Origin of the sequence: Actinomadura gamaensis, from assembly GCF_042652125.1 — a bacterium.
In the GTDB taxonomy this organism is placed as follows: Bacteria; Actinomycetota; Actinomycetes; order Streptosporangiales; family Streptosporangiaceae; genus Spirillospora; species Spirillospora gamaensis.
The window spans coordinates 319,407-341,258 of sequence record NZ_JBHSIT010000009.1 but is presented as its reverse complement, the minus strand read 5'-3'; the positions used below and the strand labels follow the sequence as shown (position 1 = coordinate 341,258).

Sequence of the window (21,852 nt, the reverse complement as noted above, 5' to 3'; positions counted from 1 at the left end):
GCGGGGACGGAAGGCGGGATCGGGAGGCGGGGAGCGGGGACGGGTGTCGGACGAAAACTCGGGACACCCTAGCCGTTGATTTGATCATTTGTCTGGTTTTGTGGATCTTGGCGCGACGGCGGTGCGATCATGTGACGACGTTCGGTGACGCCGACGCCGACGCCGGACCCCTGGATCCCGACGAGAGGAACTCCCGTGACGCCGCAGCGGGGCGAGACGACCGACCGGCTCGACTGGCTGATCGACGGCCTGGTCCGGCGGGTGCCGCAGGTCAGCCGGGCCGTCCTGCAGTCCGCGGACGGCATCCTGATGGGCGCCTCCTCCGGGCTGTCCCGCGAGGACGCCGACTACCTGTCCGCCCTGGCCGCCGGGCTGCAGAGCCTCGCCCAGGGAGCCCGCACCCATTTCGGCGCGTCCGACGTCCACCAGACGATCATCGAGATGCGCGACGCCTTCCTGTTCGTCACCGCCGCGGGCGAGGGCGCCTCCCTGACCGTCCTGAGCGACGCGGACGTGGACCCGTCCCAGATCAGCTTCGAGATGGCCGTCCTCGTCCGCCAGGTGGGCGAACACCTCTCGTCCCACCCCCGAATGGCCTGACCCGCCCCCCGACCGCCTGCGACTCGCCCGACGTGACTGCGGCTGAGGGACCGGGGGCGCGTCGGCGTCCTCACTTCTCGGCCGGAAATGACGAAACCGGGCATCCTGAACGAGAGGATGCCCGGCTCGATGGCGGGTGCGCCGTCAGGGACTTGAACCCCGAACCCGCGGATTAAGAGTCCGCTGCTCTGCCAATTGAGCTAACGGCGCGAGTCGCCCTCGCGAGGCGCGACCTCGCTGGCAACACCCCTAACTTTAGCAGCACCGAGCCCGTGCTCAGCACGCTGACCACCGGCGTCCCGGCCCGGAACCGGGACGCTCGGCCGCCCTGTGGCCACTACTGGCTGAAGACCACGTGGGAGCCGCTGACACGGAGCAGCACGCCGGAACTGGTCACGGTCAGGCTGTCGAAGCGCATGCCCAGGGGGAGGCCGCCGACCGGAACGGTGAAGTCGAGGTCGTTGCCCAGGTCGCTCAGGTCGAGGCCCTCCGCCGAGAGCGCCCTGACGTGGATGTTGTTGCCCTCCTTGGTGACCGACGCGATGGCGGTGGCGTCCACGCCGAACGCGCCGACCTTGGCCTTCACCTTGTCCGGGCCGTCCGCCTCCAGGCTCAGCTCGCTGCCCCCGGCCTTGGAGAGATCGCCGAACCCGACGAAGGCGTCGCCGGTGACATGGCCCAGCGTCCCGCTCTGGTAGTCGGAGTTGAGCTTCACGTCCGTGGCGCGCGCGTCCAGGCGGGTCACGTTCAGCGGCCCGGCCGGGATGTTCTTCGCCTTCAGCCGCACGTCGTCGAAGTGCCGGCTCGCGACCTGCGTCAGGAACGGGAAGCCCTCGATGGTCACGTCCGGCTTGGCCGGGAAGCCCTGCTTCTTGATCTCGCCGGCCATGGCGTCCTCGGTGATGAAGAGGGCCACCCGGTCGACGACGATCGCGAGGACCACCAGCACGACGAGCACGATCCCGAGGACGAGCGGCCAGCGCCGCCGCCGGCGCCGCCGGGGCAGCCGGTCCTCACGTGTCACCGCAGCGTCCACCGGCCCCACCACCCTGCACCGACATCCCCCGTGCGGCCGTCGATCGCGCGGGTATCCGCCGGGTCGGCATGGACTTCATGCAAAGCCGCCGGATCCGTCCTGTCAATGGCGGGTGCGACGTCTTACACTCCGGACATGACGGCGGGTCCCTCGGCCGGGTCCATGGCACCGCCGCTCCTGGTCGTCCGGACACGGGAGCGGGTACATCGGCTGCGTCCGGGCGGGACGTACCGGATCGGGCGCGACCCGGACTCCGAGATCGTCCTCGACGACGGCCGCGTCTCCTGGCGGCACGCCGCGCTCTGGTCGGGTCCGGACGGATGGGTCATCGAGGACGCGGGCAGCCGGAACGGAACCTTCCTCGACGGCCACCGCGTCCAGCGCCTCGTCATCGACGGCGAACACCTCTTCCGCCTGGGCCACCCCACCGACGGCGCACCCCTCGCCTGCTCCGCCGTCCGCCCCCCGGACCACCGCCCCGGCGTGGACCGCAACCCCAGCCAGATCATCAAACTCCCCACCCCCCGCCAGCCCGCCTCCTCCGCCGACTCCCGACAACCTCACCCCGCCCAAGGCTCCGCCGCCCCTTCCGGTTACGGCCCGCAATCCGGCCGTGCGCCAGCCGCCGGCTACGGACCGCCCTCCGCCCGTCCCTCGGAAGCAGGCCGCGGCCCGGCGCCCGGCTACGACCCCCACCGAACCCCCCAAACCGGGCGCGACCACGGGCCGCCCGACAACGACCAGGCACCTCCACGCCACCCAGGCGCCGCCGCCCCCTACCCTCCGGACGCCGGCCCGCAGGGCCCCGCCAGAAACTCCGCCCGCCCCGGAAGCGCCGACCAGCCCGGAGCCCCCGACCAGGCCGGAAACGCCGGACGAGCCCGCGACACTGACCGGCCGGCGAACGGAGGAGCCGACTGGGCGCCGGGCGCCGGACGGGCCGGAGACGCCGGCCGGCCAGGGAACGGAGGAGTTGACTGGGCGGCGGGAGCCGGACGGCCTGGGGACGCCGGCCGGCGCGGCGGCAGCGGCCGAGCCGAGGACGCCGGACGGGCCGGGGACGCCGGCCGGCGCGGCGGCAGCGGCCGAGCCGAGGGCGGCGGACGGCCGGGGAACGCAGAGTGGGCACCCGGTGCCGGCGCGGCTGGAGGCGTCGGCCGGGGCGCTGGTGGGAGACCGGCCGAAGGTGCGGGCCGGCCCGGTGATGCGGGCTGGTCAGCGAGCGCGGGCCCGGACGCGGCGGCCGGTCGGGCTGGTGCCGATCGGGCCAGGGACGGCGGACGGGCTGGGAACGCTGAGTGGGGGGCTGGCTCGGCTGGCGTTGCTGGCTGGGGGCGGGAACGAGGGGCCGGGCAGGAGGGCGGGTTCGGGCAGGTCGGGGTTGGTGCCGGACGGGGGCTGGACGCGTCGCCCGGCGCGGGTGCTGGGCGTGAGCAGCAGGCGGGGCGGGGCACCGGCTGGGTGCCGGGCCGTGGGACGGATCGGGGGACGGGACGGGGCGGCGGGTTCGGGCGTGGGCGCGGGAGTGAGCGCCCTGAGCAGGGCGTCGGGGAGGCGCTGCGGATCGGGCGGGCGCCTGACAACGACGTCGTCGTTCCCGACCTGGTCGTGTCGCGGTATCACGCCGAACTGCGGATGACGGGGCACGGGCGGGCCGAGATCGCGGACCTGGGGAGCCACAACGGGACGTACGTGAACGGGGTCCGGATCGAGCGGGCGGTGGTGACCGAGGAGGACCTCGTCGGGGTCGGGCACGCCACGTTCCGGCTGGTGGGCACCGAGCTGCGGGAGTACGTGGACACCGGGGACGTGTCCGTGCTCGTGCAGGACCTCACCGTCCGGACGCCCGAGGGCAAGGTGCTGCTGGACGGCGTCGGTTTCCCGATCCCGGAGCGGTCGCTGGTCGCGGTGATCGGGCCGTCCGGGGCGGGGAAGTCGACGCTGCTCGGCGCGGTGACCGGGACGCGGCCCGCGACGGAGGGGACCGTCCGCTACGACAGCCGCGACCTGTACTCCGACTACGACGAGCTGCGGCACCGCATCGGGCTCGTCCCGCAGGAGGACATCCTGCACACGCAGCTCGCGACGCGGCAGGCGCTGCTGTTCGCGGCCGAGCTGCGGTTCCCGGGGGACACCCGCAAGGACGAGCGGGAGCGGCGGGTGGACGAGGTGCTGGCCGAACTCGGCCTCACCCCGCACGCGCGGACCCGCATCGACAAGCTGTCGGGAGGCCAGCGCAAGCGGGTCTCGGTGGCGCTCGAACTGCTGACGAAGCCATCGCTCCTCTTCCTGGACGAGCCGACGTCGGGCCTCGACCCCGGCCTGGACAAGACGGTCATGGAACTGCTGAAGGACCTGGCGCACGACGGCCGGACGGTCATCGTGGTCACCCACAGCACCGAGAACCTCCGCGCGTGCGACAGGCTCCTGGTGCTCGTCCCCGGCGGGCGCATGGCCTACTACGGCCCGCCCGAGGAGGGCCTGGTGCACTTCGGCGCGAAGTCGTGGGCCGAGGTGTTCCAGGCGTTCGACCGCGAGCCCGACCGCGACTGGGCGGGCGAGTTCCGCACGTCGCCGCGTTGGTCCCGGTACGTGGGGTACGGCATGGGCGGTGCCGTCGGCCCCACCGACGCCAGGCCGCCCGCCCCGCCGCCGCCCCGGCAGAGCAAGCTCGCCCAGCTCTCCACGCTGTGCCGCCGCTACCTCGCGGTGATCACCTCCGATCGGTCCTATCTGGTACTGCTCGGCCTGATGCCGCTGATCATGGGCGGCCTGATCGCCGCGATCCCCGCCCCCAAGGGTCTGGTCGGACCGCCCGGAACCAACGCCGACGCCGCATCCAAGCTGATGGTGCTGATCTTCGCGTCCTGCTTCGTCGGCACCGGCAACGCGGTCCGCGAGCTGGTGAAGGAACGCACGATCTACCGCAGGGAACGCGCCGCCGGGCTGTCGGCGGGCGTCTATCTCACCTCCAAACTGCTGGTGCTCGGCCTGATCACGACCGTGCAGGCCGTGGTGCTCGTCGGCATCGGGCTGCTGGGGGTGAAGCTGCCCGCGTCCGGCACCTTCACCTCGCCGTTCCTGGAACTGGTCCTCGCGACCGGACTGCTCGGCCTGGTCTCGATGACCCTCGGCCTACTGGTCTCGGCGTCGGTGAACAGCTCCGAGAAGACCCTGCCGCTGCTGATCGTCCTGTCGATGGCCCAGCTCGTGCTGTGCGGCGCGCTGGTCCGCCTCGCGGGCAAACCCGGCCTGGAACAGATCGCCTGGCTGGCGCCGTCCCGCTGGGGCCTGGCCGCCACGGCCGCCACCGTGGACCTCGGCCACATCATCCCGTCGTCCCTGGAACCCGACCGCATCTGGCTCCCCGACCTGAACACCTGGTCCCTGGACATGGGCGTGCTCGCCGGGCTGGGCGTCGTCTTCACCGTGCTGGCCTGGTGGCAACTGGAACGCCTCCGCCCCAAGCGCCGCCGCGGCCGGCTCTGATCACCTCCCTTCCGTCGCTCTCCCGACCCGCACTCCGATCGTGGCACCCGCCGCCATCGAACGGAAACGGATCCATGATCTGTGGATAACTCTCCGGGAGAGCGCTTTCACCTGCGGAAGCGTGAAGGGACCTCGGGCCGGATCGAAATGTCGGTGCCGGATGCCAGGCTGTTCTCGTGAGCGCAGTGTTCGAATACTTCGCGGCAAACGACGACGCGACCGCCGCGGCCGCCCTGGAGCTCCCGTCGCTGGGCGCGCTCGGGACGCTGGAGGCCAAGGGGATCGAGCCCGCCGTCCAGTTGGGGACGCTGGAGGCGCTGCTGACCGGCCGCACCTACGACGAGGTCACCGAGGACGCCCGGCACGCCAAGCTCGTGGCCGCCACGCCCGAGTGCGAGGCGGTCGTCGTCACCCTCTCGGACGGCCTGACCAGGGCACTCGCCGCCGGAGAGCCCGAGGTGTTCGCCCGGGTCGCCGAGCAGTGGGCGCGGACGGACGAGTTCGACGGCGAAGCCGACACCGAAGGGCTCACCGTGCTCCTGGAGGACTTCTGCGCCCTCGCCCGCCAGGCGCTGCAATGCGGCCGCCGCCTCTACTGCCGCTGCGTCGTCTGACCCGTCCCCCCAAACCGTCGGCCCGAGCCGTCCGCGCCGAGCCGTCCGCGCTGAGCTGTCCGCGCCGAGCCGCCCGTCCACAGCCGTCCGCGTAAAACCCAGAGTTGTCCGCGCAGAAGGGAGCTGCATCTTTGGAGCGGCGTTGAGCTGCGCTGACGGCAGTCTTGGGCTGCTGCGGGAGCGGGCGCCGAGCCCGTGCTCCGGGAGCGGTTCCGTGCCCGGACGCTGGGTACGTTCCGGATCATGACGGAGAATGCCCAGGTCGGCCTAGGGGTGAACGGGCGGCCGTGCCGGATCGCCGTGGACACCCGCACGTCGCTGCTCGACCTGCTGCGCGAGCGGCTCGACGTGACCGGGCCGAAGAAGGGCTGCGACCACGGCCAGTGCGGTGCGTGCACCGTCCTGCTGGACGGGCGGCGGGTGAACTCGTGCCTGGTGCTCGCCGTCGCCGCGGACGGCGCCGAGGTCACCACGGTCGAGGGCCTGGCGGACGGCGGCGAGCCGGCCCCGATCCAGAGCGCCTTCGTCGAATGCGACGCCTTCCAGTGCGGCTACTGCACGCCCGGCCAGCTCTGTTCGGCGGTCGGGATGCTGGACGAGGTGAAGGCGGGCTGGCCGAGCGCGGTCACCGAGGACCTCGCCGGAGCGCCGGACCTGACCGACGAGGAGATCCGCGAGCGCATGAGCGGGAACCTGTGCCGTTGCGGTGCCTATCCGAACATCGTCGAGGCCGTGCGGAGGACCGCCGAGTGAAGCCCTTCTCGTACGCGCGAGCCGAGTCTCCGGACGCGGCCGTCGCCGAGCACACCGAAGGCTCCGCCTACCTCGGCGGCGGGACGAACCTGGTCGATCTCATGCGGCTCGGCGTCGCGCTGCCGAACCGGCTGGTCGACGTCACGCGCCTGCCCTGCGACCGCGTCGAGGACGACGGCGGCGGCGGCGGGCTGCTCATCGGCGCGGCCGTCCGGAACTCGGATCTCGCGGCGCATCCCGCCGTGCGGGAGAGGTTCCCGATGCTGGCGCGGGCGGTGCTGTCCGGGGCGTCGGGGCAGATCCGGAACATGGCGACGGTCGGCGGGAACCTGCTGCAGCAGACCCGCTGCTCGTACTTCCAGGACGTCACGCGCGCCTGCAACCGGCGCGAGCGCGGGGCGGGCTGCTCGGCGCGCGAGGGCGACCACCACAATCTCGCCATTTACGGCCACACGTCCGAGTGCATCGCGACGCATCCGTCCGACATGGCCGTGGCGCTGGCGGCGCTGGACGCGACCGTCCTGGTCCACGGACGCGGCGAGTTCTCCCTGGACGAGCTGTACGGGGACGATCCGGCCGAGAACTCGGCGCTCCGTCCGGGCGATCTCATCACGCACGTCCGCATCCCGCCGTCGCCTCGCATGACGGGCACCTATAAGAAGGTGCGCGAGCGCGCGTCGTTCGCCTTCGCGCTGGTCTCGATAGCCGCCGCGCTGGACGTCCGGAACGGCGTCGTCCAGGACAGCCGCATCGCGCTCGGCGGGGTCGCCGCGAAACCATGGCGCGCCCGGCGGGCGGAACGCGAACTGCAAGGCAAATCCGCCACCCGAAGCGATTTCGCCCGTGTCGCCGAGGCCGAACTGGAGGACGCCCAGCCGCTGCGCGACAACGGGTACAAGATCGCGCTGGTCCGGGGCCTGATCGTCCGCACGCTGGAGGAGCTGTCGTGAGCCGCATCGAGGGGCGGGACAAGGTCACCGGCGCGGCCCGCTACGCCTACGAGTTCCCCGTCGAGAACGTCGCGTACGCGTCCGCCGTGACCTCGACGATCGCGTGCGGCGAGATCGAGGCCGTGCACGCCGCCGAGGTGCTCGCCATGCCGGGCGTCCTGGGCGTACTGTCCTGCGAGAACGCGCCGCGCCTCACGCGGGACGACCAGGACGGCGAGCTCAACGTGTTCCAGAGCCGCCGGGTCTCCTACCGGGGACAGCTCGTCGCCGCGGTGATCGCGGAAACGTCCGAGACGGCCCGCGAGGCCGCCCGGGTGCTGCGCGTCGACTACCGCGACGAGCGCGCGCCGAGCCTCAGGCTGCGGAGCCCGGCCGAGACGCAGGACGAGGAGCCGCACGGCGACACGGTGGAGATGGGCGATCCGGACGCCGCGTTCGCGTCCGCCGCCGTCCAACTGGACGCGACTTACCGAACCCCACCGGAGCACAACAATCCGATGGAGCCGCACGCCACACTCGCCTGCTGGGACGGTGACAGAAAGCTCACCGTGTACGACTCCAACCAGGGGCCGTCCCGCGTCCAGTCCACGCTCGCGCGGCTCTTCGAACTGGACAAGAGCGACGTTCGCGTCATCGCACAGCATGTCGGCGGCGGTTTCGGCTCGAAGGGGACGCCGCGCCCCCACGTCGTCCTCGCCGCGATGGCCGCCCGCGCCGTCGGACGGCCCGTCCGGTTCGCGGTGACCCGCCAGCAGATGTTCGCGATCACCGGCTACCGGTCGCCGACGGCCCAGCGCGTCCGGCTCGGCGCGGACCGGAACGGACATCTCACCGTCCTCGTCCACGAGTCGAACGAGCAGACCTCGACCGTCCGCGACTTCGCCGAGGAGGCGATCAAGCCGTCCCGCGTGATGTACCGCGCCCCGAACCGCCGCCTCGCCGGACGCCTCGCGCGCCTCGACGTGCCCAGCACGTCCTGGATGCGCGCGCCCGGCGAGGCCTCGGGCATGTACGCGCTCGAATGCGCGATGGACGAGCTGGCGAGGACCCTCGACCTGGACCCGATCGAGCTCCGGATCCGCAACGAGCCGGAGAACGACCCCACCTCCGGCCACCCGTTCAGCTCGCGCAACCTCATCGGATGCCTGCGCGAGGGCGCGAGCCGCTTCGGATGGGGCAGCCCCACACCGTCCTATACCGGACTGGGTGTGGCCGCCTCGACGTATCCCGCCAACCGCGCGCCGAGCCAGGCCATGGCACGCCGCGACGGGAACGGCCACTACACCGTCCGCATCGCGGCCGTGGACATCGGCACGGGCGCCCGCACCGCCCTCACCCGGGTCGCCGCCGAAGCGCTCGGCGTCGAACCGTCCGCCGTCACGCTCGAACTCGGCGACAGTGCCTTCCCGAAGGCGCCCCTCGCCGGCGGCTCGACCGGAACCGCGAGCTGGGGAACCGCCGTCGTGCGCGCGTGCGAGAAGCTTCTGGCGGAACCCGACGCGCGTGAAGCCCTCGCCGACACGGCGGACGAGATCAAGAACGAGCCCGACTACTCCAGGCACGCGTTCGGCGCGCACTTCGCCGAAGTGACCGTCGACCCCGTCACCGGCGAGATCCGCGTCCCGCGCCTCCTCGGCGTCTACGCCGTGGGACGCGTCATCGACCCCGTCCTCGCCCGCTCGCAGTTCATCGGCGGCATGACGATGGGCCTCGGCATGGCGCTCACCGAACACACCGTCTTCGACCGCGACGGCGGCTTCGTCAACACCGACCTCGCCCAGTACCACGTCCCCGCCTGCGCGGACGTCCTGTCCATCGACGCGTTCTGGCTGGACGAGGACGACGCCGACCTCAACCCCATCGCCGCCAAGGGCATCGGCGAGATCGGCATCGTCGGCACGGCCGCCGCGATCGCCAACGCCGTCCACGACGCCACCGGCGTCCGCTTCCGCGACCTGCCGCTGACGCCGCAAACCGTCCTTCCGCGCCTGACCGGAACTCCCGCGAGCACCTGACCGCGAAGCGCCGTCACCGTCCCGGAAGGCCGCCCAGCGCTCCGTCCGCTCGCCGCTCCGTCCGCCCGGCGCCGCAACGACGGACGCCTTTGCGGCGGCCCGGCACGACGACGGCGAACGCCTTTGAACGGCGCACGGCACAGCGACGGCGGACGCGCCTTTGAACGGCGGCGCGGCACTGCGGCGCGGCACTGCGGCGGCGCGCGCCTTTGCGGCGGCCCGGCACCGCGGCGGCGGGCGCTTTCGCGGCGGCCCAGCACCGCGACGGTGGGCGCCGGGTCAAGGGGGGAGGACGGCCTCCACCGCTTCTTCGACGGTCGGCCAGACGCACATGTGCTGCGTCCAGGGACCGGCTCGAAGGACGCGGAGCAGGTCTTCCAGCTGGCAGCAGAACGCCAGCCGGCAGCCCACGGCGTCCGCGTGCCGGACGGCCTGGAGCAGCGAGCGCAGGCAGCCGGTGTCGCAGAACGCGACGCCGTCCAGGCTCACCACGAGCGGCAGATCGCTCTCGGTGAGCAGGCAGAACAGCTCGGCCTCCAGCGCGGGCATGCTGGCCGCGTCGAGGTCGCCGTACAGGGCGACGACGCGGTGGTCCGGGTTGCGGACCACGATCGCCTGGTAATCGTCCATCGGCTTGGCCCCTGTTCACCGCGACGGGCGGGCGGTCGCCTCCCGGCGAGGCGGGAGTGCCCTCCAGTGAACCAGGAACGGTCCCGCCGGTTCATGCGCTCGGCGAAGAAAAGCCGAATGCCCCGGGCGCGGCTGAGCGGCCCGGGGCATTCGTGGCGGGTGCGCCGTCAGGGACTTGAACCCCGAACCCGCGGATTAAGAGTCCGCTGCTCTGCCAATTGAGCTAACGGCGCGTTGTCGTTCCGGTCGGCTCCGTGGCCTCCCTGGCGACGAGAAAGAGAGTAGCAGGGCCCCGAGCCCTGCGCGAATCGGTTTATCCCGCCCCGCCGAGCGGGCCCGTCCGGGGGTCAGTCGCGGCCGGGGAGGGCGCTGACGAGGCCGCGCCAGAGGGCGATCGCGGTCGCGCGGGAGCTGACGCCGAGCTTGGCGTAGATGCGGTTCACGTGGTTCTTGACGGTCTTCTCGCTGAGGAAGAGCTGCCGCGCGATCTCGCCGTTGGACCGCCCGCTGGCGATCAGATCCATCACCTCGGACTCGCGGGCGGACAGGCCCATGCTGATCCGGCTCGCGTCCCGGACGCCGCGCAGCACGTCGCGGGCGGTGAACGCGCCCGGGACCAGGTGGCCGCAGGCCCCGCCGCGGACGGCCGAGTCGACCGCGCCCGAGTCGTCCGGCCCGGCGAGGACGAAGACGCGGGAGCCGCGGGCGAGTTCGGCGGTGCGCCCGGCGCGCGCGGCGGAGGCGTCCAGCAGGACGACGTCGGGACGCAGCCGCCCGGCCAGCTCGACCGCCGCGGCGGCCTCACCGGCCTCGGCGACCACGTTCAGCTCGTCGCTCGCCGACAGCAGGCGGGCGACGTCCGCGCGTGCGGACGCGTCACCGCCCACCACCAGTACGCGAAGGGGGGCCGTCTCGTCCACGCTCATCCCGTCTCCGGCTGTCGCGTTCACGGTGGGCAGGTCAGGAGCATAACCCGACGATCATTCAGATACCACGGGGTCGGCCGGAAGCCCGTCCGCGGTCCGCCCCCTCCGGCGGCCCGGGCGCGCTCCGATCGGCGGCGTTCCTCCTGATCAACGGACGCCTCGCGCCTTCCGTGCCCGGTTCGCCGGAGTCCGAACGCGTTCTCAACAACCTTCAACCGAACGCCGTCAGACCGCAGCTCTGCATCGTCCGATCGCCGTCAGACCCGCCGCTCCGCCGTCCGGTAGCTGACGGGCCCGCCGTTCTGCGCCGTCCGGTCGCCGTCAGACCCGCCGTTCTGCGCTGTGCGGTGGCCGGCGGGTTCGCCGATCGGCCGTCCTGCTTCACGGCTGAGCGCCGAGCCGGACGGGCAGCGAGGCCAACTGCCAGGTGCCGGGGACGCTGGTCCGGCTGAGCCGGTCCCGGGGGACGGCCAGGGACATTTCCGGGAAGCGCGCGAGCAGGGCGGTGAACGCGACCTCGGCCTCCTGGCGGGCGAGGGCCGCGCCCAGGCAGTAGTGCAGGCCGTGGCCGAAGCCCACGTGGGACTCGCGGCGGCCGTCCGGCTGGCGGGTGATGTCGAACCGGTGAGGGTCCTCGAACTGGCGCGGGTCGAAGTTGGCGGACACCAGGCTCGCCATCACCGGCGAGCCCTTCCGCAGGATCTTCCCGCCGATCTCGACGTCCTCGGTCGCGTAGCGGAACCGCGTGGCCTGCACCGGCCCGCACCACCGCATCAGCTCGTGAACGGCCCCCGCCATCCGCCCGGACGGGTCGGAGCGCAGCAGCGCCAGCTGGTCCGGATGGTCGAGCAGCGCCAGCACGCCGTTCCCGATCAGGTGCGCGGTCGTCTGGTGCCCGGCCAGGACGATCGCCAGCACCAGCGTGACCAGCTCGAACCCGCTGAGCACCGAGCCGTCCTCGTCGTGGACGCGGATCAGCGCCGTGATCAGGTCGTCGGCGGGCTCGACCCGGCGCCGCCCGATCAGGTCCTCGACGCAGTGGACGATGCCCGCGACGGCGGCGCCGATGCCGCCCGGGTCGTCCTGCCGCATCAGGGCCCGGCCCCACTCCCGCCACCGTCCGCGGTCGTCCGCCGGGATGCCGACCAGCTCGCAGATCACCGTGATCGGCAGCGGGTAGGCGAAGTCCTCCACGAGATCGACGACGCCGTCCCGGACGGGCAGCCGGTCGAGCAGCCCGGCGGTGATGTTCCGGACGCGCGGCTGGAGCTCCTGGACGCGCCGCGCCGTGAACGTCCGCGCGACGAGCCGGCGCAGCCGCAGATGATCGTCCCCGTCGGCGTCCAGGACGGTGCGCAGCAGGTAGGCCGCGTACTCGTCCTCGATCCCCATGCCGCGGAACGCCTCGGCCCGGACGTCCTCCAGCCCGAGCCCCGGCACGTTCGCCGGGCTGTTCACGAACCGCCGGTCGCCGAGCACCTTCCGGACGTCCTCGTACCGCGTGACGAGCCACAGCGGCGTCCCCGCGCTCCCGTACGTGACCTGCACCATCGGCGACAGCTCGCGCAGCCGGGAGAACCCCGCGAACGGGTCGCGCAGCAGGTCGGGGTCCAGCAGGTCCACGGTCACGGGCTCGGTCACGGGCTCGGTCAGGGGCTCGGTCAGGGGCTCGGTCACGGCGTCCTCTCCGGCGGGGTCCCGCGCCGACCGTCCCACGGCGCACGACGCTGGTGAAGTGCTCCGTCCATCTGTAACCGCCGGTCACCGCCGCCACGCCGGACGCCCTGGTGGCACTACCCGAGCCCACCGGACACTCCATCCTCCTGTAACGCCCCGGTGCAGCCAGGACCACCGCGAAGACGGAAACCAGCGACATGGGCTCGCCCCCGTGACCGCCGATCTAATCGTTCGCATGAGGAATTCGAGGACGAGAAGGCCGCTGGTGCTCACGGCGGCCGTCCTGGCCGCGTCCGTGGCGGTGAGCACCGCGACCGCATCCGCCGCGACGACGCGCCTGACCCCAACCCCGCCGCACGCGGACGCGACGCCCCCCGCGGACGCGAAGCCGCCTGGAAACGCCGAGCCGTCCGCGGACGCGACGCCGCCCGCGGGCACGAAGCCGCAGGTCAAGCTGCCGCCGCTCGACCCGGCGACGTTGCGCGCGGCGATCGCCGGCCTGCCCGACAGGACCGTCACCGGAGCGATGGTCGAGATCACCGGATCCGCCGGGCACTGGAGCGGGACGTCCGGCGTCGGGAACGTGAAGACCGGCGAGCCCGTCCCCGCGGACGGACGGTTCCGCGCCGGGAGCATCACGAAGGTCTTCACCGCCGCCGTCGTCCTCCAGCTCGTCGCCGAGCACCGGATCGACCTCGACGGGTCTGTCCAGCACTACCTGCCCGGCCTGCTGCCCGCCGGGTACCCGACGGTGACCGTCCGGCAGCTGCTCGACCACACCAGCGGCCTCCCGACCGGCGGCCACCTCGGCGACCCGCAGGGCGACCCGAACCAGTGGTTCGTGGACCACCGCTTCGACAGCTGGACGCCGCGGCAGATCGTCGCCGACGCCATGACCGCGCCCAGGGACTTCGCGCCCGGCACCAGCCAGCGCTACAACGGCCTCAACTACTACGTCGCCGGCCTCCTGATCGAGAAGGTGACCGGACGCACCTACGCGGACGAGGTCCGGGCCCGCGTCCTGCGCCCGCTGAACCTGCGCTCCACCTACGTCCTGGACCGCCGCGACCCGCGCCTCCCCGGCCCGCACGCGCACGGCTACGTCGCGGTGACCAGGGACGGGAAGACCGTCCTCGCCGACGTGTCGGAGCAGAGCCCCTACCCGTGGGCCGAGGGCGGGATGATCTCCAGCGACGCCGACCTGACCCGCTTCATCCGCGCGATCTTCCAGGGCCGGGTCGTCCCGCGCTCCGTCCTGGCCGCCATGTTCACCGTGCCGGACGTGAAGTACGCCGACGACAGCCACTGCAATCTCGGCCCCGACACCGGTCACGCCTGCTTCAGCGCGGGCCTGATGCGCTTCACCCTTCCGAACGGCGTGACGGCCTGGGGCAAGACCGGTTCGCGCCCCGGCTACACCAGCGGCGTGTTCGCCACCCGCGACCTCCGCCGCGTCGCCGTCTACAGCCTCAACCCCACCGGCAACAAGGACGGCTCGGAGTCCCCGTACGTCATGCGACTCGCCGCCGCCGCCTTCGACCCGGACCTCCTGCGCCCGTCCTCGTAACCCCGGCGCCCCGTGCCCCCGGCGCCCCTGTGCCCCTGGCGCGCTGACCCCGGCGCCGTGGCCTCCGACCTCCGGAAACGCGGAAGGGGCCGAATCCGGGATCGGATTCGGCCCCTTCCGGAGCTGGGGTGAGTGAGGGGACTTGAACCCCCGACATCTTGGACCACAACCAAGTGCTCTGCCAGCTGAGCTACACCCACCAGGGCCGGGGCTTGCCCCGGCGAGAATCAGTGTAGCGGTTCGAGGGGGGTGGTCGCGCACCCGGTTTTCCTCAGGACTGGGAGAGGATCTCGGCGGCCAGCGCGCGGGCGGTCTCGGAGTCGGGGCCGGGCTGCGGGACGAAGACGGCGGCGCGGTAGTAGCGCAGCTCGACGATCGACTCGGTGATGTCGGCCAGGGCGCGGTGGCCGCCCTTCTTCTCCGGGCTGGCGAAGTAGGCGCGCGGGTACCAGCGGCGGGACAGCTCCTTGATCGAGGAGACGTCGACCATGCGGTAGTGGAGGTGGCCGTCCAGGGCGGGCATGTCGCGGGCCAGGAAGGAGCGGTCGGTGGCGATCGAGTTGCCGCAGAGCGGCGCCTTCTTCGGCTCGCGGACGTGCCGCCGGACGTAGTCCAGGACGGTGTCCTCGGCCTCGGCGAGGGTGACGCCGCCGGGCAGGACGTCGAGCAGGCCCGAGGAGGTGTGCATGTCGTGCACGACCTTGCTCATCTGGGCGAGGGCCTCCTCCGGCGGCTTGATCACCACGTCGACGCCCTCGTCGAGGATGTTGAGCTCGCTGTCGGTGACCAGGGCGGCTATCTCGATCAGGGCGTCGTGCCGCAGATCGAGGCCGGTCATCTCACAGTCCACCCAAACGAGCCGCTCATTCATGGGTTCACCATACGACCCCCGGGCTCGCGGTGGGTCACCCGGATTGGAACGTGGCCAGGATGTGTCCCGGTACGGGGATGCCCGGCCGCAGCGCCGGATCGGGCACCGGAGCGCCGTACGACGTGCGGACCGGGACGACGCCCGCCCACACGTCGAGGGCGTAGTCCTCGGGCTCGTCCACGGGGTCGCCTTCGCGGACCTTCACCGACGCCTCGTCCAGGGGCAGGGCGAGGACGGCGGTCGAGGCGAGCTCCTTGCGGGACGGGGCGCGGGCGGCGTCCCACTGGCCGGGGGCGACGTTCTCCACGATCGCGCGCAGGGCGCGGAGCTTCTCGGCGTCGCCCGTGACGCGGCGCGGGATGCCGTAGACGACCGCGCTGCGGTAGTTGATCGAGTGGTGGTTGACCGAGCGGGCGAGGACCAGGCCGTCCACGTGGGTGACGGTCACGCAGATCTCGGCGGACGGGGCCGCCAGCAGGGACGACGCGCCGGTGGATCCGTGCAGGTAGAGAGTGTCGCCGTCGCGTCCGTAGGCGGTCGGGAGGACGCGCGGCGCGCCGTCGATCACGACGCCGAGGTGGCAGACGCAGGCCGCGTCCAGGACGGCGTGGAGGTCGGCGCGGTCCGTCCGCGCGCGGTCGCGCTTGCGGCCGATGCGCGTCCGCGCCGTGGCCGACAGCGGCGGCGCGGCCGGAGCCGGCGGTGACACGGCGGAGGACGCGGGCTCGGCTGGAGCCGGTGACGCGGCGGAGGACACCGACGTGGCCGGTGCCGGTGGCGCGGCGGAGGACGCCGGCGCGGCCGGTTCAGGGGGAGAAGGTGCAGGTGACGGCGGGGTCCCGGCGGAGGCCGGTGGGTTCGCGGTGCTCATGGAGCCTTACGCTAGGAGGCAAGTGGACTGGCGCAAAGAGCCACTTCGAGGGGATTCCGGGAGACCACTTTGGCGACGTTCGACCTGCCGCTGACCGTGGACCGCGCGCGGGACGAGCCGCTCGGCGCGCAGCTCGCGGCGCAGCTGCGATCGGCGCTGCGGGACGGGCGGCTCGTGGCGGGGGAGCGGCTGCCGTCCGGGCGGGCGCTGGCGGCGGCGCTCGGCGTCAGCCGGACGGTCGTCACCGAGGCGTACGAGCAGCTCTACGCGGAGGGCTGGCTGGAGGGACGGCACGGTTCCGGGACGTACGTGACCGAGATCGTCCCGGCGCCCCGTCCGGCCTGGAACGGCCCGGAGCCGCACGAGCCGGTCGCGCCCGAGGGCATGATCGACCTGCGGCCCGGCACCCCGTGGATCGGCGGCCTGGACGGCCCCGCCTGGCGGCGCGCGTGGCGGATGGCGGCGGCGGCCGTCCCGTCGGCGCGTCCCGACCCGCGCGGACGGCCCGCCCTGCGCGCGGTGCTGGCCGAGCACATGCGGCGCAGCCGGGGCGTGTCCTGCACGCCGGACGCCGTGGTCGTCACGCGGGGCGTCGGCAACGGGCTGGACGTGCTGGCCGCGACCGTCCTGCGGCCCGGCGACCGCGTCGGCGTCGAGGATCCGGGCTGGGGGCGCGCCCGGACCGTCCTCGAAGCGCGCGGCATCGTCCCGGTCCCGTGCCCGGTGGACGAGCACGGCCTCGTCGTGGACGCCCTGCCCGGCGACCTGCGCATGGTGTACACGACGCCGTCCCACCAGTACCCGCTGGGCGGCGTCCTGCCGGTGCCGCGGCGGCAGGCGCTGCTCGCATGGGCGCGGCGCACCGGCGCGCTGGTCGTGGAGGACGACTACGACGGCGAGTTCCGCTACGACGTCGCGCCGCTGCCCGCCCTGTTCGACCTGGATCCCGAGGTCGTCGTCCACCTCGGCACGACCGCCAAGATCCTCACCTCGGACGTCGGGGTGGGCTGGCTGGTCGCCCGTCCGGAGCTGGCGGCGGCCGTCGCGCGGCGCCGGATCGACCTCGCCGACCGGACGGCCGCCGTGTCCCAGGAGGCGGTGCGGCTGCTCCTGGAACGCGGCGACCTGGACCGGCACGTCCGGCGGATGCGCGCCGAATACGCCCGCCGCCGCGCCGTCGTCACCGCGGAGCTCGCCGGGCTCCCGCTGGTCGGGGACACCGCGGGGCTGCACCTGGTGGCGTCCCTGCCGCCGGGCCGGGCCGAGCGGGTCGCCGCCGCGGCGGAACCGCACGGCGTCCTCCTGGACACGGTGGAACGCCACCACGCCGGGCCGGTGCGCTTCTCCGGCCTGGTCATCGGCTACGGCGCGGTGTCCGGACGCGCCGAACTCCGCGCCGCCTGCGCCCTGGTCCGCCGCCTCATCGAAGCGACCGAAACTGCCGCGCTCGGGAGCGCGGTGGCTTGAGCCGGACGCTCGGGGGTCTAGCGGGCGGGGACGGGCTGGGGCGCGGCCGGGGCGGACGGTTTGCGTGACAGCAGCGGCTTGCGGCTGCCGTTGCCGAGCGCCGTCTCGTCCACCGGGGTCGGACGGGGGCGGGGGATCACGGCGGGCGGCGTGTCGGGCCCGGTCACGCGGCGGACGTCGATGCCGCCCGGGTCGGGCCGGCCGCCGCCGGGCACCTGCGAGGCGCCGAAGTGTCCGCCGCGCGCCCAGGCGCGTCTCTCGCGCCGCGCCTCGTAGGACTGCGGGGTCGGCAGCGGCGGCCCGGCGGGCCAGCGGCGCGCCACGCCCCAGGCGTCCAGCCAGCGCATGATCGGGTCCAGGCCGTTCAGCAGGGCGCCGGTGAACGGCTCGCGGGCCTGCCCGACGACCATGATCTGCGCGCAGATCCGGCCCTCGCGGCCGACGCCCGAGCCGTCCTCGGTGAGCGCGCGGGCGGCGCGGACGATCGGGATCTGCTGGACGATCTCGCCCGACACGGGGTTCCAGACCAGGTGCGCGGGGCGCGCCGCCTTGGCGAGGTCGGCGGCCACCGACCACGCCGAGACGGCGCACGGATCGGACTCGCTGGTCAGCCACACGGCCCGGGGCGCGCCGCCCCGGAGGGCGCCGCCGTCCTGTCGTGCGGGCAGCCGGACGGCTTCGGGCAGCCATGCGTCGGCCACGGTGGGTTCCCCCCCAATGGGGCGCGTGAGCTCACGGCCCCGTTCGGTCCGGTCCTTGCCTTCCGGCCCGGCCGGACGGGGCGATGCCCGTCCGACCGGCCCGCCCTGGGCCGGTTTGGATGATGTTTTCGGCATTCGCGCCTTGTGTCGCTGATGAGTACCCCTACCGGAGTCCGCTCGCACCTGCGAACGCGACTTTCCTGCGCTCACCCTGTCCCTAATTAGGGACGCCGATACCCCTTCGGAGGTGTACGCGCAGGTGAGGGGTTGGTGGGACGCCTGCGAAGCGTGTTGCTCCGTGTGGCCGGATCCGGCCGGAGGGTGACGGTCGCGCCCCGGACCTGCCCCGCCGCGGGGGTGGGCTTCCCATCGATAACCGAGCAGCGTTCTAATAGGACGTCATGACCGCAGACGCTGAACTCCCGGCCGGGGTCCCCGGCATCGACGTGCCCCGCCTGGCCGACTGGCTGGCCCGCGAGCTGCCCGGATCGGGGCGGATAGCCGGGATCGACCTGATCGCGGGCGGACGGTCCAACCTCACCTACGCGATCACCCTGACCGGCGGCGGCCGGGACCGGATCGTCCTGCGCCGCCCGCCGCTCGGGCACGTCCTGCCGACCGCGCACGACATGCGCCGCGAGTACCGGGTGCTGTCCGCGCTCGGCGCGCACGGCGCCGGCGTGCCCGTCCCGGCGGCGCTCGCGCTCTGCGAGGACGAGGACGTCACCGGCGCGCGGTTCTACCTGATGGACTTCGTCGCGGGACGCGTCCTGCGCACCGTCGAGGACGCCGCCGACCTCACCCCCGAGCAGGCGCGCGGCCTCAGCGAGGCGCTCGCCTCCGCGCTCGCCGCGATCCACACCGTGGACGTCGAGAAGGCGGGGCTCGCCGACTTCGGCCGCCCGTCCGGCTACATGGAACGGCAGCTGCGCCGCTGGGGCAAGCAGTGGGACGCGTCGCAGGACGCGATCCGCGCCACCGGGACGGTCCGCGACCTGCCCGAATACGACCGGCTCGTGGCGCGGCTCGCCGAGCGGCTGCCCGCCGACGCGCCCGCCCGGCTCGTCCACGGCGACTTCCGGCTCGACAACGCGCTCGCCCGGCTGGAGCCCGCGCCGGAGATCGCCGCCGTCGTGGACTGGGAGATGTCCACGCTCGGCGACCCGCTCTCCGACCTCGGCCTGACGCTGGTCTACTGGGCCCAGGCGTCCGACCCGGTGCAGCTCCCGGTCGGCGCGACGATCACCACCGCGCCCGGCTTCGCGTCCCGCCGGGAGTTCGCCGAGCGGTACGCCGCGCTCACCGGTTACGACCTGGCCGACCTCGACTACTACGTCGCGTTCGCGTGCTTCAAGCTCGCGGTCATCCTGGAGGGCATCCACGCCCGCTTCCTGCAGAAGGCCACGGTCGGCGACGGCTTCGACCAGATCGGCGCGGCCGTGCCGATGCTGCTCGACCGCGCCCACACCGTCCTGGACGCGCGTTCCCCCTGGTGAGCGGGGCGCGGGGTCAGCAGTAGGTGACCACGGCGGTGCCGGACGGCCAGAACGTCACCTGGCCGGTCCGGGACCCCCAGCACATGGACTCCCGCGAGACCTGGACCGTCGCGGACTGGCCCGCCGCCAGCGTCCCCGAACCGGACGCCGACAGGCCCCTGGACACCCCGGCGACGTGCCAGGACACCGTCCCGCCGCGCGCCGACACGGTGATCTGGCAACTGTCCCCGAGGCCGATCGCGCAGCCCGCGACCGCCAGCGTCCCCGGCCGCGGCGGCGCGGGCGGCGGCTTCTGGGTGTGCGAGGGCGGCGGGACCGGGTTCCGCGTCGGCGAGGTGGACGGCGAGGACGGCGTCGTCGGCGTCTCGGTCGGCGAGTGCGTCGGCGACGGCTTCCTCTTGGCGTGCAGCGTCGGCGAACCCGTGGGCGTCCCGGCGGCGGACGTGGTCGGCTCCACGACGCTGCCGGACGGCTTCGGCGACACCGGCTCGCCGCCCTTCGCGACGGGCCCGCTGCTCCCGCCCCCGCCGGCGAACGCCGCCGCCGCGACACCGATCATCGCGACCGCGACCACGCCTCCGGCCCCGGCGAGCACGGCCCGCTTGCGCCCGCGCGCGGCCCGCATCTCCCCGGCGACCCAGCGGTCCCCGTCCTCGGGGACGCGTCCGGACCGGGTCGGCTTCAGGTTCTCGCCGTCGTCGTCCCGCGAATGCCGTCCGCCGCCGCCCGAGGACCCGCGGCCCCGCCCTCCTCCGCCGCCGGGAGCGGAATGAGCGGCCGTCTCGTCCGTGCCGGGAACGACATCGAACGTGAGCGTCGTATCCGGCGCCGCCCCGGCTTCGGGCTGCCCGACCGGCACCGTCAGCCCGTCCGAACCGGGCTGTCCGCCGAGGTCAGAGGGCATGCCGAGGTCAGAGGGCATGCCGAGGTCAGGCTGTCCGTTGAAGCCGGGCTGCGTGCCCGAGCCCGGCGGCGCGGGCTGTGCGCTCAGATCGGGCTGTGCGCTCAGATCGGGCTGGGTCGCGAAGCCGGGCTGGGCGTTCGGAGTCGGCTGGCCGCCGAGGCCGGGGCGTGCTCCCGCCGCCGGCTGGGCGGCCGGGTCGGCGTTCCAGTTCTGCGTGCGGTTGGGTTCGTCCCCGGACGGATCGGCCGAGGCGTCCCACGCGGGGACGGCGGGCGCGGCGGCCTGGAGCGGCTCGTTGGCGCGTCCGCGCCGCCCGCGCTTCTGGCGCCGGGACGGCCGGTACGGCACGGGCCAGCCGTCCGCGTCGAGGGGCTCGATGAGCGCGGCGGCCGAGCGGCGCGCTTCGGCGCGGCCGGGCGAGGCGGCGGCGTTGAGGATGTCGAGGCGCAGGTCGGCGGGGATCGCGGCGACCGGCATGTAGCCGAGGACCTGGTCGGCCGGGCCGTCCGGCACCTCGTGCCGCGCGCAGATCCCGCAGGACGCGACGTGGTCGCTGAGCGCGCGGGCCTGCGGCGGCGCCGGCGGCCAGGTCTGCGGCAGCAGCGACTGGAGGTCGGGGCAGTCGCGGGCGTGGCGCCGCGCGACGAGGGCGGCGCGCAGGCCGCCGGCGAGTTCGGCGCGGGCCTCGTCGAGCGCGGCGTCCGCGTCGGCGGGCGACAGGCCGAAGACCTTGGCCAGGTCGAACGCCGTCAGCCCGTGCCGGACGGCCAGGTCGAGCAGTTCCCGCTGGCGGCCGTCCAGCGCGCCGAGCGCCGCGTGCGCCAGCTCGCGCCGTTCGAGCAGCCGTCCGCGCTCCTGCCGGGACATCTCGTCCGCGCCCGCCTCCGGGGCCTCCTGCCCGGTGCTGCGCGCGGGGTCCTCGCGGCGGCGCAGGCTCTCCTTGCGCGCGATCGCGTACAGCCAGCCGCGCAACCGCTCGGGCTGGCGCAGCGTGGTGACGTGCTCCCGCGCGGCGAACAGGCAGTTGCGCAGCGCGCCCGCCGCCTCGACGCGGTCGCGCAGGATGCCGTGGCAGTAGTCGAACAGCGACGGGGCGAAGGCGTCGTACACCTCGCTGAGCGCGATGACGTCGCCCGTGCGCAGCGCCTCCACGAGCCGGGGATCGTCGCTCGCACCGGGCACGGCCCGACCGGTCACGTGCTGCCTCCCGGGTTGGTTCGCGGTCACTTCCCGCACCGGCCCGACGTCGGACCGGCGTCCTTGGTTGACCGATCTTGCCATCGTC

At 73.7% G+C, this 21,852-nt stretch carries 18 protein-coding genes, 3 tRNA genes and 1 pseudogene; 10 read left to right on the top strand and 12 right to left on the bottom strand.

What is annotated here, in order from left to right; genetic code table 11:
- The first annotated feature begins 195 nt into the window (after positions 1-195).
- The gene (locus tag ACFPCY_RS29615; RefSeq protein ID WP_378260452.1) at positions 196-600 is read left to right on the top strand and encodes a roadblock/LC7 domain-containing protein; all 405 of its coding nucleotides are present in this window, start codon (positions 196-198) and stop codon (positions 598-600) included.
- Between the two features lie 137 nt (positions 601-737).
- On the opposite strand, the gene ACFPCY_RS29610 is transcribed toward ACFPCY_RS29615, so the two are convergent.
- Together ACFPCY_RS29610 and ACFPCY_RS29605 are read right to left on the bottom strand one after the other, a co-directional pair.
- Positions 738-810: transfer RNA gene (locus ACFPCY_RS29610), tRNA-Lys, on the bottom strand.
- Positions 811-937: 127 nt separating this feature from the next.
- Positions 938-1,624, bottom strand: a complete 687-nt coding sequence (locus ACFPCY_RS29605; RefSeq protein ID WP_378260450.1) for an LmeA family phospholipid-binding protein — start codon at positions 1,622-1,624, stop codon at positions 938-940.
- Positions 1,625-1,741: 117 nt separating this feature from the next.
- Between ACFPCY_RS29605 and ACFPCY_RS29600 the strand changes: the two are divergent.
- Positions 1,742-2,044, top strand: a pseudogene (locus tag ACFPCY_RS29600) (FHA domain-containing protein); the annotation flags it as partial.
- An 807-nt stretch (positions 2,045-2,851) separates the two neighbouring features.
- On the opposite strand, the gene ACFPCY_RS29595 reads toward ACFPCY_RS29600, so the two are convergent.
- Positions 2,852-3,259, bottom strand: coding sequence for a hypothetical protein (locus ACFPCY_RS29595; RefSeq protein ID WP_378260716.1), 408 nt, complete (start codon positions 3,257-3,259; stop codon positions 2,852-2,854).
- Here ACFPCY_RS29595 and ACFPCY_RS29590 point away from each other — a divergent pair.
- The 5 genes from ACFPCY_RS29590 to ACFPCY_RS29570 all read left to right on the top strand — a co-directional run bounded on the left by ACFPCY_RS29590 (position 3,245) and on the right by ACFPCY_RS29570 (position 9,457).
- Positions 3,245-5,125 carry an ATP-binding cassette domain-containing protein gene (locus tag ACFPCY_RS29590; RefSeq protein WP_378260706.1) on the top strand — a complete coding sequence of 627 codons (1,881 nt, stop codon included), beginning with the start codon at positions 3,245-3,247 and terminating at the stop codon, positions 5,123-5,125. The genes ACFPCY_RS29595 and ACFPCY_RS29590 overlap by 15 nt on opposite strands.
- A gap of 176 nt (positions 5,126-5,301) precedes the next feature.
- Positions 5,302-5,739 (top strand): hypothetical protein, encoded by a 438-nt coding sequence (locus tag ACFPCY_RS29585; protein WP_378260448.1) that lies wholly within the window; start codon positions 5,302-5,304, stop codon positions 5,737-5,739.
- 243 nt (positions 5,740-5,982) lie between these two features.
- Positions 5,983-6,492 carry a 2Fe-2S iron-sulfur cluster-binding protein gene (locus ACFPCY_RS29580; RefSeq protein ID WP_378260446.1) on the top strand — a complete coding sequence of 170 codons (510 nt, stop codon included), beginning with the start codon at positions 5,983-5,985 and terminating at the stop codon, positions 6,490-6,492.
- Positions 6,489-7,442, top strand: a complete 954-nt coding sequence (locus ACFPCY_RS29575) for an FAD binding domain-containing protein (RefSeq protein WP_378260444.1) — start codon at positions 6,489-6,491, stop codon at positions 7,440-7,442. Before ACFPCY_RS29580 ends, ACFPCY_RS29575 begins: the two co-directional genes overlap by 4 nt.
- Entirely contained in the window at positions 7,439-9,457 is a 2,019-nt protein-coding gene (locus tag ACFPCY_RS29570) for a xanthine dehydrogenase family protein molybdopterin-binding subunit (RefSeq protein ID WP_378260442.1), read from the top strand. Before ACFPCY_RS29575 ends, ACFPCY_RS29570 begins: the two co-directional genes overlap by 4 nt.
- A 279-nt stretch (positions 9,458-9,736) precedes the next feature.
- Here ACFPCY_RS29570 and ACFPCY_RS29565 read toward each other — a convergent pair whose 3' ends face one another.
- From ACFPCY_RS29565 to ACFPCY_RS29550, 4 genes are all read right to left on the bottom strand, one after another.
- Positions 9,737-10,087, bottom strand: coding sequence for an STAS domain-containing protein (locus ACFPCY_RS29565; RefSeq protein ID WP_378260440.1), 351 nt, complete (start codon positions 10,085-10,087; stop codon positions 9,737-9,739).
- 160 nt (positions 10,088-10,247) lie between these two features.
- Positions 10,248-10,320 (bottom strand) — tRNA-Lys (locus ACFPCY_RS29560).
- Positions 10,321-10,434: 114 nt separating this feature from the next.
- Positions 10,435-11,013: a LuxR C-terminal-related transcriptional regulator gene (locus ACFPCY_RS29555; protein ID WP_378260438.1), complete on the bottom strand. Its 579-nt coding sequence runs from the start codon at positions 11,011-11,013 to the stop codon at positions 10,435-10,437.
- Positions 11,014-11,394: 381 nt separating this feature from the next.
- Positions 11,395-12,690 (bottom strand): cytochrome P450 family protein, encoded by a 1,296-nt coding sequence (locus ACFPCY_RS29550; protein ID WP_378260436.1) that lies wholly within the window; start codon positions 12,688-12,690, stop codon positions 11,395-11,397.
- 235 nt (positions 12,691-12,925) lie between these two features.
- Between ACFPCY_RS29550 and ACFPCY_RS29545 the strand changes: the two genes are divergently transcribed.
- Positions 12,926-14,257 carry a serine hydrolase domain-containing protein gene (locus tag ACFPCY_RS29545; protein WP_378260434.1) on the top strand — a complete coding sequence of 444 codons (1,332 nt, stop codon included), beginning with the start codon at positions 12,926-12,928 and terminating at the stop codon, positions 14,255-14,257.
- A 124-nt stretch (positions 14,258-14,381) separates the two neighbouring features.
- On the opposite strand, the gene ACFPCY_RS29540 is transcribed toward ACFPCY_RS29545, so the two are convergent.
- The 3 genes from ACFPCY_RS29540 to ACFPCY_RS29530 form a co-directional block, all read right to left on the bottom strand.
- Positions 14,382-14,457, bottom strand: a tRNA-His gene (locus ACFPCY_RS29540).
- A 71-nt stretch (positions 14,458-14,528) separates the two neighbouring features.
- Complete coding sequence (gene orn / locus ACFPCY_RS29535; protein WP_378260432.1) at positions 14,529-15,128, bottom strand: oligoribonuclease; 600 nt, start codon at positions 15,126-15,128, stop codon at positions 14,529-14,531.
- Between the two features lie 34 nt (positions 15,129-15,162).
- Positions 15,163-15,837, bottom strand: a complete 675-nt coding sequence (locus ACFPCY_RS29530; protein WP_378260430.1) for a pyridoxamine 5'-phosphate oxidase family protein — start codon at positions 15,835-15,837, stop codon at positions 15,163-15,165.
- 231 nt (positions 15,838-16,068) lie between these two features.
- On the opposite strand from ACFPCY_RS29530, the gene pdxR reads away from it, so the two are divergent.
- Positions 16,069-17,466 carry a MocR-like pyridoxine biosynthesis transcription factor PdxR gene (gene pdxR / locus ACFPCY_RS29525; RefSeq protein ID WP_378260427.1) on the top strand — a complete coding sequence of 466 codons (1,398 nt, stop codon included), beginning with the start codon at positions 16,069-16,071 and terminating at the stop codon, positions 17,464-17,466.
- A 17-nt stretch (positions 17,467-17,483) separates the two neighbouring features.
- Here the strand turns inward: pdxR and ACFPCY_RS29520 are convergent, their stop codons facing one another.
- Complete coding sequence (locus ACFPCY_RS29520) at positions 17,484-18,167, bottom strand: hypothetical protein (protein WP_378260425.1); 684 nt, start codon at positions 18,165-18,167, stop codon at positions 17,484-17,486.
- 401 nt (positions 18,168-18,568) lie between these two features.
- Here ACFPCY_RS29520 and ACFPCY_RS29515 point away from each other — a divergent pair, with 401 nt between their 5' ends.
- A complete protein-coding gene (locus ACFPCY_RS29515; RefSeq protein ID WP_378260423.1) occupies positions 18,569-19,663 on the top strand; it encodes a phosphotransferase family protein in 1,095 nt (364 codons plus the stop codon).
- A gap of 13 nt (positions 19,664-19,676) precedes the next feature.
- Here ACFPCY_RS29515 and ACFPCY_RS29510 read toward each other — a convergent pair whose 3' ends face one another.
- The gene (locus ACFPCY_RS29510) at positions 19,677-21,764 is read right to left on the bottom strand and encodes an RNA polymerase sigma factor (protein ID WP_378260421.1); all 2,088 of its coding nucleotides are present in this window, start codon (positions 21,762-21,764) and stop codon (positions 19,677-19,679) included.
- Positions 21,765-21,852: the final 88 nt, after the last annotated feature.

Coding starts and splice junctions, on each gene's coding strand:
- orn (WP_378260432.1), bottom strand. CDS start 15,128: ATGAATGAGCGGCTCGTTTGGGTGGACTGTGAGATGACCGGCCTCGAT.
- ACFPCY_RS29545 (WP_378260434.1), top strand. CDS start 12,926: ATGAGGAATTCGAGGACGAGAAGGCCGCTGGTGCTCACGGCGGCCGTC.
- ACFPCY_RS29555 (WP_378260438.1), bottom strand. CDS start 11,013: ATGAGCGTGGACGAGACGGCCCCCCTTCGCGTACTGGTGGTGGGCGGT.
- ACFPCY_RS29515 (WP_378260423.1), top strand. CDS start 18,569: ATGACCGCAGACGCTGAACTCCCGGCCGGGGTCCCCGGCATCGACGTG.
- ACFPCY_RS29580 (WP_378260446.1), top strand. CDS start 5,983: ATGACGGAGAATGCCCAGGTCGGCCTAGGGGTGAACGGGCGGCCGTGC.
- ACFPCY_RS29565 (WP_378260440.1), bottom strand. CDS start 10,087: ATGGACGATTACCAGGCGATCGTGGTCCGCAACCCGGACCACCGCGTC.